A 13,184-nucleotide genomic window follows, 5' to 3' on the forward strand; every position below is an offset into this window, starting at 1 on the left:
CAAATTCCAGTAGCCAAGGCGAGTAACAATTTAGACTTTTCAAACATCCTCTTTGAATAGAAACCTGGCAGAGAAGCAATTATTGAGGATTCTGAGTGAAGCGAATTGTTTTCTGTGATTTTGATGGCACGATTACGGTCGAAGAAACGTTCGTCGCAATGCTGAAGCAGTTTACACCAGAAGTTGCTGCTCAGGTACTGCCAGAAATTTATGCAAGACGAGTGACGCTTCGTCATGGAGTACGTCAGATGCTTGAATCAGTCCCATCCTCTAGCTATCCAGCGATCATCGAATTTACACGCTCACAGCCCATTCGCTCCGGATTTTCAGAATTTTTAGATTTTTTGGCTACCGAGCAAATCCCGCTTGTTGTCGTTTCTGGGGGATTGCAAGGTATGGTTGAAGCAGTTCTTGAACCTTTTGGTACTCGAATCAGCGCCATTCATGCTATCGATGTCAAGACAGCAGGTTCCTTTTTATCTGTGAATTCACGTTATGAAGGTGGATCGGAAATGGTTGCTAAAGCCCAAATTATGGCAACTTATGATGTAGATGAGTCAATTGCGATCGGCGACTCCATCACAGATTGGAGTCTTGCCCTTGCAGCATCACTCGTCTTTGCTCGTCCACCGCTCACACAGTATTTAGAAGAACATCAGAAGTTTTATCTGGTTTGGGATGATTTCGTTGATGTACGTAACCAACTTGCAGAATGGTTGATAAACAAGAGAAAAGGCTAAATTTTGAACAGAATCAGGAGCGTGGCGATAGCGCTACAACTACTCTAAATCACTTACCAACAGCTAATACTAGACCTTCACGAGCTAGTATTCCTTGAGGAAAAGCAGATTTAACATCGACTTGAACCTGATCAAGAAAATCATCATGATCATCTGGGTGATGATGAGAAATGGCTAGCCGTTTAACGCCAGCATTCAGAGCTGCATTCACCGCAGTTTGCCAAAGCAAATCAGCAGAGTCATGGTTGTCAGATGTAGGCGGAGTGTAAGTAGCATTGGCAATTAGCAAATCAACGCCTTGAATGAACTGTAAAATCCGCTTTCGCTCGACTTGATCGGCATTCTGGTGCAAATCTGTGACATAGGCAACGCTATACTCTTGCCAAGTGACTCGGTAGCCAACTGACCTCTGAGTTTGATTAATTAATGCAGTTGTAATAGTGACATCATCTAGCTTCACGTCAATGTCTGGAGTGAGATTGTAAAACTGCAATTCCGACTGCATTACCTGTAAAGGATAAGGAAAGTGTGGCTGGAGCATCTGATCATACAGACATTGTTTAATTGAGGCTCCATTTGATGCAGCTGTGCCGTAAATATGGAAACAATTTTCCCCAATAAATGCTGGAGCAAAAAAGGGAAACCCTTGAATTCTATTTGATTGGCAATTGGTAAAAAATAAATGGGCTTCTAATGGCTGTTGCATTTCTTGCCAAGTTTTACCCAGTATGCGTAAGCCAGTACCGCCATCAAAAATCAAGCGTTTCCTGGCTACATGCATTTCTACACAAGCGGTATTACCACCATAACGACTGGTATTGCTACTTGGAGTGGGAATCAAACCTCTTACACCCCAAAATTGCACGATAAATTCACCTGCTGGGCTACTCGGCAGGGTTGATGACTTTTCAGGTGCGTAGCTCTGGGAATCCGACAACTCAAAATTTGACATTTTCCTTGAAATTAGACCTTACTGAGCAGATCATCGTAGTGCCGCACTTCTAACAGCCTGTTTTTTTCGTCCACAATCACTACCTTAGGAGAGTAACTTTTTAACTCTTCTGGAGTAAACTGCCCGTAAGTCATTATAATCAAGCGATCGCCAATAATGCCTAGACGTGCCGCACCCCCATTTAGCTCAATTATTCCTGAATGGGCTGGAGCCGGGATTGCATAAGTGATAAAGCGCTGACCATTGGCATTATTAACTATTTGCACCTGCTCATAGGGTAAGATGCCAGCTTTTTCCAAAAGCATTTCATCAATGCTGATACTACCCACATAGTTGATATTTGCTCCCGTGAGGGTGCAGTTATGAATTTTTGCCAAAAGGAGAGTGCGCTGCATTTGGGTTTGAGTTAGTGACAGATTTTACAATCCGTAACAAGTGAAAGTTCTTAAAGTGAGGAGTGATAAGTTAGGAGTGAGGAGTGAGAAATAAAAATTCATAACTCTTAACTTTTAACGAACTTTGGGAGTTTAAGTTCCCTGCCTAATGACGGCAGCCCGTTTTGGTTCGGGGTCTAAATCTCCGTTGCAAAACGTAATTGCAAATTGCGAATTGTTTTAACTCTTAACTCTTAACTCCTAACTCCTCTATTATCCTCTATAAGCTTTGACGGACTTTTCTACTAAAGCTGCAACTTTGTCCACATCTTGCCAACCGAGAATTTCAGTCACCTTTTTTTCCAAATTTTTATAACTACGGAAAAATTCGGCAATTTCATCTAAGCGGTGTGGCGCTAAGTCATTCAGGGATTTGACCTGAGTGTAGCGCGGATCTTTGTCAGGAACACAAAGGATTTTTTCATCGCGATCGCCACCGTCAATCATTTCCAAAAAGCCAATGGGCCGTGCGGCAATCACACAGCCTGGAAAGGTTGGTTCATCAATTATGACCATACCATCAAGGGGATCGCCATCATCAGCCAAAGTATTGGGTACAAAGCCATAGTCATAGGGATATTGTACTGAGGAATAAAGTACTCGGTCTAGAGCAAAAGCTTCTAATTCCTTGTCGTATTCGTATTTATTTTTACTTTTGCCAGTAATTTCAATCAGAACGTTGATTAGACCTGGTTTCGGTTGGGCAGGAATACGAGATAAGTCCACAAAAAACTCCTCTGATAACAATAAATCACGGGGACACTCAGTCAGTTTCTCTCCCCGTGTAGAATTTTAGGGCAATATGGATCTCTTCCCAACGTATTCATTTCACGAGATTGGGCATTGGAAAGAGGGAGAGGGGCGGGGAGTAGGAAGCAGGGGAGGCAGGGGAGCCAAGAGGTATATGTTCTTCAGCCATTCTTATCTCCTCCTGACGGTTCAGATAAGCTTTTTTCTTCCCCCCCTGCTCCCCCTGCTTGCCTCAACGGATAAATTTCTTAACCCAAGCGTATTGCCCCCTGCAACCCTATCCTGCCTCAACCAAGAAATTCTTTAACCGAACAGTATTGCCTTATCTCTGCCATTCCTAATTGAAATGGAAAAAGCGTTGTGAAGTTTCTTCACAACGCTTTTTCCAAGAGGGTATTATTCTGTTACATCTTTAAAATTGCTGTTGGAGGGATTTATTTCTGCCCGTACTCTGTCAAGACAACTAAAATCCGAAGTCACACAATAAAGATTTCAGCTTATTCTTGATGAACTACATTTAAATCTAGAGAGATTGTCTCAAAATTAGTTTTCTCCTTTTTTGTAGCTTTTTTGCTGGTGAAATGCTACTGAAAAGCTTTATCAATCTTGATTTCCTTTAAAATCTTGAACCAGTGGCTGCTGGTTATTTTGAACATCAGTTGAAGAATAGTGGGCGATGACAAATACGGGTAGAATGAGAGTTAATAGAGCGATCGCAGTTCCCACAATGTCTGCCAAACGTTGGGAATATGTGTCGGTATTGGCAGACTGGCTATTTGAATTCATACAAAATTGAAGTTGTTCGTAACACTGTATAGGTCTACTCTCTGATTGAGAGTCTTAATTGCTATGTTAGCTATTTTTAAACTGTAGAATGTGTAGCATCTTACAATCTAAACCAGTTCTATAACTGTCATAATAGTCTTTTTATACATGGAGTTCTTAATACAAAATTAAAATTAAACAAATCATGTTTTATTTTGCAATTAATATTTTTAGATGTTTCCCTGTATGGTGTAATGGTTCGCATTCGCAAAGCCAACGTTGACAGCATCATAAATTACATTTTTTCGCTGTTTGAAGATTAATTAGCAAAACATATTTGTCCGATACTTCATCATTATAACATCTTAAAATGCCTTTGATAAGGTCATTGTACTGGAATTGCTAATTTGTGATACAGGACACAAAACAGCAATTGCACTGAGAAATATTCAATGCTTTTGATTGTTATACAGTAGTTATACACAAAAAATTTGATGCTAGACAAGAAATAGATAGGAGTAATTTTCGTAACCAAGAATAGTTACCGAATAAATACAGATGCATCAATTGCGTGTGCAGAATGGATTCAGTGATACTACTAAACAGATATTTTATAATTTCAATTTTTGAATAAATAATATTACAGCAATTTTGTCAATCTATATATAGATAGATATAAAAATATTTTAGAAGGTGGCGTAGAGGTCTAGGAGTTATCGGCAAACTTTGCTCATGTCTGAACAAAATACCTAATCCCAATTTACAAATTATAAATCCGTATAAGTTTTTGAATAACAAATTAATCAACTAAAAAAACCGCCACTAAATATCATAGGGCGGTCTGGTTAAGCAATCGGAGGGTAATTACAGATTACTCTGCTAATAAATCAAATTGCTGTAACGAAGTTTGCATTAAATTGGGGATTGGGCATTGGGGATTGGACAATAATTAATAGTTCTTCTCCCTCTGCTCCCCCACTCCCTACTCCCTTCCATAAACACTCATTGGTTCCTTGATAAATCGAGTGTAAAGATGCTTAAACGTAGATTTAATTACGCGGGGCATACCAAAATCGATGGGCATTAACTTCTCTGGTAGCCGCCAATCTTCTATTTTTAATAAGTCAGGATTTAAATATGGAAACTCTATATCAGCTAGTTTTGGACAAACTCCTAGCCTTTGGGAAGCTGCAACTGTGGGCACTTGTTCAGGAGGAACATTAAGGATTTCTATCATTGCCCGATCTAAGGCAAATATATCTGATGCGGCTGCTAAAATTCCCAGTTGGCGAGGTTCACCATTACTGGGGCCATTTCCTTCATGACCGATAATGCCATCTAATATGGTTAAGTTAGGGTTAATTGCTCTGGCAGTTTCTACTAACATTTCACCAAATCTATTCGCATCTTTTCCAGCTTCCATGTGCCACCAAGCTTTCATTTTGCCGGGGACGCAACCAAATAAATTTTTTACACCCAGTGTTAATGTCAATTGCATGTGTGATTTTACTTTAGGTAAGTTAATCACTACATCTGCTTCCATTGCTTCTTTAGACAGCCGCAGATGATTAAAATTGTCACTAACAGTTTGGTAACGCTGACCATGAAAATCGATGATGGGAAGATTGAGTTCTTCTAAAATAGGCAGATAGCCATTTGCTACTGCGACGCCTTTGGCACTGCCAAAAGCAGGGCTATCGCCCAAAAATGGCTTACCGCCAACTTCAATTACCATCTGGGCAACTTCGTAAACTAGTTCGGCACGGGTGATACACTCTTTACCAGGACGCGATCCTGTAAGTAGATTCGGTTTGAGTAAAACGCGATCGCTTTTTTTCACAAATGTTGCCATTCCTCCAAAAGGTTCCAGCAGTGTAACTAAAGATTCTCGTAAAGCTTCTCGTTCATAAGATGTAGCCCGAATGAGACTGACAGATGATTTTTGAGTCTGCATGGATAATAAATTACCAGTAATGAAGATATTCTTTTATCTTCCTATTTATACCAATTCTCTAAAATCTCGCGTACTAGTACAGCATTTTATATCTTGCACCAGGCCACTAGAAGTCGCGGCTACACAGACAAAACCTGCCTCCGCAGGTTGAAAAGCCTTGGTTTTGCTCATGTGCCATTAATTAATGAAGTTTTTGAAACAGCACCATTAACTTGCAACAGTGGTTATTTTGTTTAGCAGTTGGTTCACCAATGATTTTGTGGGCTACAGTAGTAAATCGTTTTGATCCGCCAAATTAAATCCAGCCAAAAATGAACCGCAGAGAACGCAGAGTCATGAAAGGCTTTTTGCTCAGTTTTTTCTCTCTGTGTACTCTGCGCCTCTGTGGTAGCCTGCGGCAAGCCGTTGACGCTCCTTCTCTGCGAGACGCTACGCGAACGTCGCTACCGCTTCGCTAATGCGTCTACGTTAAAAGAATCGACACTAATCGATCTGCTTTGATTCTCGACTCAGAGGTAAGATAGCACTCATCTGTTCTAGATTTAGCACTGTGGCTAATTCTGCCTCATTCATCAATCCGCGTTCTAAGACAATCTGCCGTAAAGATTTACCAGTTTCTAAAGATTCTTTGGCGACAGATGCGGCGTTTAAATAACCGATGTGGGTATTTAGTGCGGTTACTAAGGCTAAACTACCTTCGGCATAAGCTAAACAACGTTCTTGGTTTGCTGTGATTCCCTCAATACAGCGTTCAGTGAGTGCAGCGATGGTATTACCCAGAATTTCGATGCTGTGAATCAAGTTATAAGCAATCAACGGCATCATCACATTCAATTCTAATTGTCCGGCTTGTGCGGCTAATGCGATCGCACTATCGTAACCCATCACCTGAAAGCACACCATTGATGTCATCTCTGCCATGACTGGGTTATATTTCCCTGGCATAATTGAGGAACCGGGTTGCACTGGGGGGAGTTGAATTTCTTTCAAACCAGTTTTTGGCCCCGAATCCATCAGTCGCAAATCATGAGATATTTTGACTAAATCCTGTGCTAAGTTGCGTAAAGCACCGGAAACATTTACAAATGGGGCCATACTTTGCATGGCTGCCATAAGATGGGGCGCAGGTTCTAAAGGAGTATCAATCAATTCTGAAAGAACTTCTACCACACGGGCGCGATACAAAGGATGAGTATTTAACCCTGTTCCGGCTGCACTACCTCCCAAACCCAGCACCATCAAATCACCAGAGGCGGTGTAAATCCGGTTTTGATGTTCTGTAAGAATTTGCGCCCAAGCCCGAAAATTTTCGCCCAAACGCACGGGTACTGCGTCTTGTAAGTGGGTTCTGCCAGATTTGACGATATCTTGAAATTCTACAGCTTTGTTTTCTAAGGCAGCGATCGCACCATCTATTGCTGGGTGTAATGTCTTGGATAATGCCAATAATCCACCAATGCGAATTGCGGTAGGAATCACATCATTGGTAGACTGCCCATAATTAACGTGATCATTGGGACTAACACGTTTATAATTACCCTTTTCTTCACCCAGAATTTCTAAGGCGCGATTTGCTAAAACTTCGTTGACATTCATGTGGTGGGATGTTCCAGCACCCGCCTGATAAACATCCACGACAAATTGATCCCGGAATTTCCCAGCCAGGATTTCATCAGTTGCTTGGATAATTGCCTGACTAATATCTTGGGGAATGCAATTTAGTTCCCCATTTACAATCGCTGTAGCTTTTTTAATAATTAATCCAGCATCTACGTAAGTAGGTAAAGGCTTGATGCCGCTAATAGGAAAGTTTTCGATAGCCCGCAGTGTTTGAATGCCGTAATAAAGGCTACTAGCGATTTGGCGATCGCCCATCGAATCGCGTTCGATGCGGAATTGAGAGTCTGTGTGTTCAGTCATAGTATTGTTTTAAAAGAGCTACAGAAAACAGATTTTCCCACGCAGCTACACCCAGATACACTAATCTGCATAGATTTTGCATATTTGCTTGGCTGCTTGTTGCTTTACAATAGTTAATTTTGAAGTTTGATTTTTAAATTCCCTATGACCATACCCAACTGGATTACCTTCTCTCGTCTATTAGGGATACCATTTCTGCTTTACGGTTTATATAATCCCACACCTCAAGCTCAGTGGATATGTTTGGCGATTTTTCTTATTGCTGCATTGACTGATTGGCTAGACGGCTATTTGGCGCGAAAACTCAACCAAATTAGTGAGTTGGGTAAGTTTCTTGATCCTTTAGTGGATAAACTTCTGGTACTTGCGCCGTTGCTGGTTTTTATTGAATTAGGAAAAGTACCAGCTTGGGGAGTGTTTTTGATTTTAGCGCGAGAATTAGCGATCGCTGGTTGGCGGGTGAATCAAACGACAATTACCGGAGCGAATATTTGGGGTAAACTCAAAACTGTTAGTCAAATAGTTGCGATTGCACTTTTGATTGCGCCTCTGGGTGAAGTGTGGCAAACTCCCTCTGTAATTGCCTTTTGGATTTCTGTCGCCCTGACTTTAATATCTGGGGGTATTTATCTTGTACCGCAAAAAGCTAGCACTGCTAATTGAAAATATCTACTATATCGTCCCCGTATATCTAAGATTATTCCAGATAATCATGACAAAATATTTGTAGCTACGTCAGAAGGCAAAGACGGAGCAGATGCAGATCGTTACCAGGAAAAAGATGTTAGAAATGCGCTCAGAGAAATAAAACAAATGGAGGAAGAAGATAAAGGAGAACAGGAATGAAACCACAATATAGTATTCTAATTCAGTGGTCGATGGAAGATAAAAAGTACATTGTCAGCTTACCTGAGTTCGGCCCCTATGCACACACTCATGGAAATACCTACGCGGATGCTCTTAATAATGGTGAGGAAGTATTGGAACTTTTGATTGAAGATTACCAAGCACAAGGAAAACCGCTACCAGAGCCTTTGACTGCAAACGTTTCCTTTCGGTTTGTACAATCCTCACACTAATTATAGAAGTACCCGGTAATTTCAAAAATGATTCAAAAAATTTTATAAGAGTTATGAGGTATAGTCTTAACTTCAAACTCTTAACCCCATGTACAGAGGCGATTTATCGCGTCTCTCCTCACCCCTAACTTTTTTCATGCCATCCAAAATCTTACCACCGCCCCTAAAACCTGGAGACTTACTACGAGTAATTACCCCTAGTGGTGCTTTGCGAGAATTTGAGGCATTAGAACGAAGTGTAGAAATTTGGCGATCGCGTGGTTATCGAGTAGAAATCAGCCCTCAGATAGATGACAAATGGGGTTATCTTGCAGGCACAGACGAAACCCGCCGTCACCAATTAGCAGCAGCATGGCAAGATCCTGATTGTCGTGGTATCCTTTGCGCCAGAGGCGGTTTTGGCAGCACCCGTATCTTAGAAGATTGGAATTGGCCAAACTTAGCGGTTCCCAAGTGGTTGATTGGCTTTTCTGATGTCACAGCTTTATTATGGAGCCTTTATACAGCAGGCATTTCCGGTGTTCACGGCCCCGTGCTGACGACTTTGGTAGATGAGCCAGATTGGTCAATTGAGAGATTATTTGATTCGGTAGAAGGTCGTCCTCTCGCCCCTCTTAAAGGTTGCGGCTGGGGTCATGGTGTGGTTACTGGCACTTTACTACCTGGTAATCTTACGGTAGCTACTCATATTTTGGGTACACCAATCTTGCCACATCTGAATGGTGTAATTCTAGCGTTGGAGGATGTTACGGAAGCACCTTATCGCATTGATAGGATGCTGACGCAGTGGCGTTTGAGTGGTGCTTTGTCTCAAGTTTGCGGTATTGCTTTGGGGGGTTTTACTCGCTGTGAAGCGCCGCCAACTATATCTAGCTTTAGGGTAGAAGAAGTATTGCGCGATCGCTTGGGTGATTTGGGGATTCCGATTGTTTCTGATTTACCTTTTGGTCATGATAGCCCCAATGCAGCATTACCAGTGGGTGTAGAGGTAATTTTAGATGGGGATGCGGGAATATTAACAATGCCTACGGCGGCAAGCTACGCGCCATAGTTGGGCGCAAATGTTGATTAGTACTATATCAGTTTCTCAGAATTTTTTGAAACCACTCTTCGGTGCGATCGCCCATAGCTTCTAAAGAGTATAAAGTCTCTGCTTGCTGGCGACAAGCTTGGCGGTCAATTTCATCCAAATGCTTAATCGCTTCTACTAAACCTTGAACACTATCAGGTTCCACCAAAAAGCCAGTTTTGCCTTCTTGGACAATTTCTGTTAAACCACCCCGACGATAAGCAATTAAAGGTACTCCACAAGCAAGTGCCTCTATTGCTACATTTCCAAATGCTTCTATCCAACGAGGAGTTACTAAAAGAGATCGACATTTACCTAACTCTTTTTGTAGCTCAACTGTTGGTAAAAACCCTACATATTCTATGGGAGCATTAGGGTATTCTTGGCAAACTTTTTCCCAGTAAGATATGTCCTGTTTAAACCCAAATATTTTTAGCGTAATACCAGTAATTTCTGCTGCTGCTACTGCATCTTCTAGCCCTTTCTCAGGTGCTATTCTACCTACCCACGCCAAGCTCTGAGTTGGTTTTGGGCAAAATTGATAAATAGATAAATCCAACCCGTTTAACAGACAAATACATCGTTCTGGAAATGTGAAAGTAGCCGCTTGTGTTTGACTGTGAACACCGATAGTATTCGGAAAATTAATTGCTACTTGTTCAATAATTTGATCCATAACATCTGTTAAAGAACCCATGCTGATCAGATGTGCGATCGGACGGTTAAAAAATGGTGTTAAATACAGTGGCAGCCAATCATAAGCAAAATTCACAATTAAATCATAATCTGCTTGCACTTGACGAGCATAATCCCACATATTCGCCAGAACTGAATTTGTATGGAGCAAAATCGGATCACTACGACTCTGATTTTGCGCGGGTATCTGTATTAGTTCTCCAGGAATTTCTTTAATAGGTAAGGAATTGCTGATAGAGCCAAGGGGTGCAACAATTTCTAATTTATGTCCTCGCCGGAGCATCTCTGTAGCAATATTAGATAGGGTTAACTCTACTCCACCTCCCAATCCTGAACCTATAGCACCCATTGGGGTAGACATAAATAATAATTTATGGTACATTTGCAATCGTTAATATATTTTTATAAACATAATTTTTTCACTTAAATAACGTACTTATTGGATTTCGCAATGGCTCCACCCAAAAAGCATTAAGTCGAATTCAACTCTGCTTCTGATAGCAACGGGTTGTAATCAGGTAAGGGTGAAAAACCTCTAAAAAGTGACTCTGGAGTGTATGGAAAAATGCTTCTACTACTTTAGGATCATCTAAATGAAAAGGGTATTCTTGATTAAAACCTTTAAAGAAATACCAATTTACTATCATTTTACCATCAGAGTTCAAAGCTTGATAAAATTGCAATAACTGCTGGCTAGGATCTAACAAATGCTCTAAAACATCAAAGCATAAAATCGTATCAAATTTCTCTTTTTCAGGCATTTCAAGAGCAAAAACTATTTTTTTGCCCAGTCCCATTTTCTCACATCGATACTTAACAAAATCACGATTTATCGGATTAATATCATAATAAATTACTTGCTCAACTTGTGGACAAAGAGCAGCACCAAGAGCATGAGTTCCTATTCCACCACCAAAATCTAAGACTCGACCTTGGGCAGAATCTGCAATCAACCGCAACATATCTCCAATATACTCATGACTTGACAGATGCCAAGCCCCCAATTCAAATAAGTAAAGTTCTCCTACTTTGTCACGATAGAAAGCACTTGCTTCTTGCCAATTAAAATCTTTATGCCCTAAGTTTTTTATTTCTTCTTTTTCTGCTGCTAACTTTGTTTTTACGGTTTCTGAATCTAAATTTAAAAAATCTTGTAGATGATCTTTGAAGTTGAATGAATTTTCTAAAAAGCTACTTAAAAAATAAGGCGTAGTAGAGCTTACCATAAAATTTGTGCTGCCGTAGAATAGACGTATTATAGTCTACAATAGATATTTAAAATTTTATTTAACTTAATTAGCATTCGTGAAGATTGAGATAAAATGTAGTATTTTATATCAAAGCTTTTCTAAAATAGAGATAAAAGAGATTTTTGAACGTTTGAGAATAGAGCAACTTAATCTTCAAAAAAATGACTACACGGCGGTGGGGTTTAAGAAGGGTGAAATGATAGATACCCAAAAAATCTAAAAATTAATATGAAAGTTATCCTTTTGCAATACCAAATTCAAAAAATTTCCCCCAAGTTTACCAATTCTGCTTGGCGGCTTTCGCTGATGGGAATTATTCTGAGTATATTTTTCATATTCTTATATGGTTGTCAAGGGACAGTGCAGAAGAATGACGGAGTGATTCATCTGAGTCTATGGCAATCAATTAATCCCCCTGTTAATCGGGATGTGTTTAATAAACTAGTAGATAAATTTAATCAGACTCATACTGATGTGAAGGTGAAATCTATCTTTATAGGTGAACCACAATTGCCAAAAATATTAACAGCAGTTGTGGGCAATGCGTCTCCAGATATTCTGTCATTCGATCCTCAATTGACCGGTCAGTTTATGGAACTAGGGGCAATTCGTCCTTTAGATAACTGGCTAGACAAATTTCCATTGAAGTCGGAAATTAGCCCCAACTTATGGGAGGAATTAAAATTAGATAGTCATCTTTGGTCAATCCCACTTTCTACAAGCAATGTAGGTATTTTTTACCGACCTAAACTTTTCCAAATTGCGGGAATTACGCAAATTCCTAAGACTTGGGAAGAGTTGAGGGAAGTTGCCAAAAAATTGACCATAGATAAGAATGGTGATCATCGACCTGAACAATACGGAATGCTATTGCCTTTAGGAAAGGGAGAATGGACTGTTTTTAGTTGGTTTCCCTTTTTATTGAGCGCTGGCGGAGAAATTGTAACAAATAACCATCCAAATTTGACTAATCCAGGTGCGATCGCAGCGTTACAATTTTGGCAAGACCTATTAAAAGATGGTTCAGCAATCCTTTCTTCGCCAGAACGAGGTTATGAAGAAGATGCTTTTATGGCGGGTCGCGTTGCAATGCAGATCACAGGGCCTTGGAGTTATATCATGAAGTCTAATGTTGACTTTAAAGTATTTCCCATACCTGCAAATGTGAAACCTGCTACAGTGACAGCCACTGGAAATATGTATTTAATGAAGACTACACCAGAAAGAGAGCAAGCAGCACTCAAATTTTTAGAGTATGTTTTAAGCGAAGAATTTCAAACAGAATGGAGTATAGGAACGGGTTTTTTACCAGTTAACATTAAATCTGCCCAAAGTCAGGCTTATCAAAAATTTCTCCAGCAAAAACCTGTTTTGAAAGTTTTTATTGACCAAATGCCTGTGTCAGGTTCTCGACCAATCATTCCTGGCTATAGTCGTTTGTCTGACAGTTTAGGTCGAGCCATTGAAGCCACCATGTTAGGGGCATCTCCAGAAACAGCACTCAAACAAGCTCAAGTAAACCTCGATTCAATTTGGGATTCCCTATAATTTAGATGGAATCTAAAATCCATAAAT

The 13,184-nt window shown here is 40.3% G+C and carries 13 protein-coding genes and 1 pseudogene; 6 read left to right on the forward strand and 8 right to left on the reverse strand.

Annotation, left to right across the window (positions count from 1 at the left end; all coding sequences use genetic code 11):
* Positions 1-95 precede the first annotated feature (95 nt).
* Complete coding sequence (locus tag RMY00_RS20205) at positions 96-740, forward strand: HAD-IB family phosphatase (protein ID WP_322649245.1); 645 nt, start codon at positions 96-98, stop codon at positions 738-740.
* A gap of 49 nt (positions 741-789) precedes the next feature.
* On the opposite strand, the gene RMY00_RS20210 is transcribed toward RMY00_RS20205, so the two are convergent.
* The 5 genes from RMY00_RS20210 to RMY00_RS20230 all read right to left on the reverse strand — a co-directional run bounded on the left by RMY00_RS20210 (position 790) and on the right by RMY00_RS20230 (position 5,595).
* Complete coding sequence (locus RMY00_RS20210) at positions 790-1,692, reverse strand: MBL fold metallo-hydrolase (protein ID WP_322649246.1); 903 nt, start codon at positions 1,690-1,692, stop codon at positions 790-792.
* Positions 1,693-1,703: 11 nt separating this feature from the next.
* A complete protein-coding gene (gene panD / locus RMY00_RS20215) occupies positions 1,704-2,087 on the reverse strand; it encodes an aspartate 1-decarboxylase (protein ID WP_322649247.1) in 384 nt (127 codons plus the stop codon).
* A gap of 252 nt (positions 2,088-2,339) precedes the next feature.
* On the reverse strand, positions 2,340-2,852 hold the full coding sequence (locus RMY00_RS20220) for an inorganic diphosphatase (RefSeq protein WP_100901064.1): 513 nt from the start codon (positions 2,850-2,852) through the stop codon (positions 2,340-2,342).
* A 624-nt stretch (positions 2,853-3,476) separates the two neighbouring features.
* A complete protein-coding gene (locus RMY00_RS20225) occupies positions 3,477-3,662 on the reverse strand; it encodes a hypothetical protein (protein WP_322649248.1) in 186 nt (61 codons plus the stop codon).
* A gap of 961 nt (positions 3,663-4,623) precedes the next feature.
* The gene (locus tag RMY00_RS20230; RefSeq protein ID WP_322649249.1) at positions 4,624-5,595 is read right to left on the reverse strand and encodes a DUF362 domain-containing protein; all 972 of its coding nucleotides are present in this window, start codon (positions 5,593-5,595) and stop codon (positions 4,624-4,626) included.
* A 162-nt stretch (positions 5,596-5,757) separates the two neighbouring features.
* Between RMY00_RS20230 and RMY00_RS36220 the strand changes: the two are divergent.
* Positions 5,758-5,894: pseudogene (locus tag RMY00_RS36220) on the forward strand (cation transporting ATPase C-terminal domain-containing protein); the annotation flags it as partial.
* Between the two features lie 184 nt (positions 5,895-6,078).
* Here RMY00_RS36220 and RMY00_RS20235 read toward each other — a convergent pair.
* Positions 6,079-7,515, reverse strand: coding sequence for an aspartate ammonia-lyase (locus RMY00_RS20235; RefSeq protein WP_322649250.1), 1,437 nt, complete (start codon positions 7,513-7,515; stop codon positions 6,079-6,081).
* 144 nt (positions 7,516-7,659) lie between these two features.
* Here RMY00_RS20235 and pgsA point away from each other — a divergent pair, with 144 nt between their 5' ends.
* From pgsA to RMY00_RS20250, 3 genes are all read left to right on the forward strand, one after another.
* Positions 7,660-8,178 (forward strand): CDP-diacylglycerol--glycerol-3-phosphate 3-phosphatidyltransferase, encoded by a 519-nt coding sequence (pgsA, locus tag RMY00_RS20240; RefSeq protein WP_322649251.1) that lies wholly within the window; start codon positions 7,660-7,662, stop codon positions 8,176-8,178.
* A 179-nt stretch (positions 8,179-8,357) separates the two neighbouring features.
* On the forward strand, positions 8,358-8,594 hold the full coding sequence (locus RMY00_RS20245; protein ID WP_322649252.1) for a type II toxin-antitoxin system HicB family antitoxin: 237 nt from the start codon (positions 8,358-8,360) through the stop codon (positions 8,592-8,594).
* Positions 8,595-8,730: 136 nt separating this feature from the next.
* Positions 8,731-9,645: an LD-carboxypeptidase gene (locus tag RMY00_RS20250; RefSeq protein WP_322649253.1), complete on the forward strand. Its 915-nt coding sequence runs from the start codon at positions 8,731-8,733 to the stop codon at positions 9,643-9,645.
* A gap of 28 nt (positions 9,646-9,673) precedes the next feature.
* Here RMY00_RS20250 and RMY00_RS20255 read toward each other — a convergent pair whose 3' ends face one another.
* Positions 9,674-10,741 carry a glycosyltransferase family 4 protein gene (locus RMY00_RS20255; RefSeq protein WP_322649254.1) on the reverse strand — a complete coding sequence of 356 codons (1,068 nt, stop codon included), beginning with the start codon at positions 10,739-10,741 and terminating at the stop codon, positions 9,674-9,676.
* Between the two features lie 100 nt (positions 10,742-10,841).
* Entirely contained in the window at positions 10,842-11,585 is a 744-nt protein-coding gene (locus RMY00_RS20260; protein WP_322649255.1) for a class I SAM-dependent methyltransferase, read from the reverse strand.
* A gap of 252 nt (positions 11,586-11,837) precedes the next feature.
* Here RMY00_RS20260 and RMY00_RS20265 point away from each other — a divergent pair, with 252 nt between their 5' ends.
* Entirely contained in the window at positions 11,838-13,157 is a 1,320-nt protein-coding gene (locus tag RMY00_RS20265) for an ABC transporter substrate-binding protein (protein WP_322649256.1), read from the forward strand.
* The last annotated feature ends 27 nt before the right edge of the window (positions 13,158-13,184 follow it).

This window comes from Nostoc sp. ChiVER01 (assembly GCF_034531155.1).
In the GTDB taxonomy this organism is placed as follows: domain Bacteria; phylum Cyanobacteriota; class Cyanobacteriia; order Cyanobacteriales; family Nostocaceae; genus Nostoc.

Coding starts and splice junctions, on each gene's coding strand:
- RMY00_RS20260 (WP_322649255.1), bottom strand. CDS start 11,585: ATGGTAAGCTCTACTACGCCTTATTTTTTAAGTAGCTTTTTAGAAAAT.
- pgsA (WP_322649251.1), top strand. CDS start 7,660: ATGACCATACCCAACTGGATTACCTTCTCTCGTCTATTAGGGATACCA.
- RMY00_RS20250 (WP_322649253.1), top strand. CDS start 8,731: ATGCCATCCAAAATCTTACCACCGCCCCTAAAACCTGGAGACTTACTA.
- RMY00_RS20230 (WP_322649249.1), bottom strand. CDS start 5,595: ATGCAGACTCAAAAATCATCTGTCAGTCTCATTCGGGCTACATCTTAT.
- RMY00_RS20245 (WP_322649252.1), top strand. CDS start 8,358: ATGAAACCACAATATAGTATTCTAATTCAGTGGTCGATGGAAGATAAA.
- RMY00_RS20265 (WP_322649256.1), top strand. CDS start 11,838: ATGAAAGTTATCCTTTTGCAATACCAAATTCAAAAAATTTCCCCCAAG.
- panD (WP_322649247.1), bottom strand. CDS start 2,087: ATGCAGCGCACTCTCCTTTTGGCAAAAATTCATAACTGCACCCTCACG.
- RMY00_RS20225 (WP_322649248.1), bottom strand. CDS start 3,662: ATGAATTCAAATAGCCAGTCTGCCAATACCGACACATATTCCCAACGT.
- RMY00_RS20210 (WP_322649246.1), bottom strand. CDS start 1,692: ATGTCAAATTTTGAGTTGTCGGATTCCCAGAGCTACGCACCTGAAAAG.
- RMY00_RS20255 (WP_322649254.1), bottom strand. CDS start 10,741: ATGTACCATAAATTATTATTTATGTCTACCCCAATGGGTGCTATAGGT.
- RMY00_RS20235 (WP_322649250.1), bottom strand. CDS start 7,515: ATGACTGAACACACAGACTCTCAATTCCGCATCGAACGCGATTCGATG.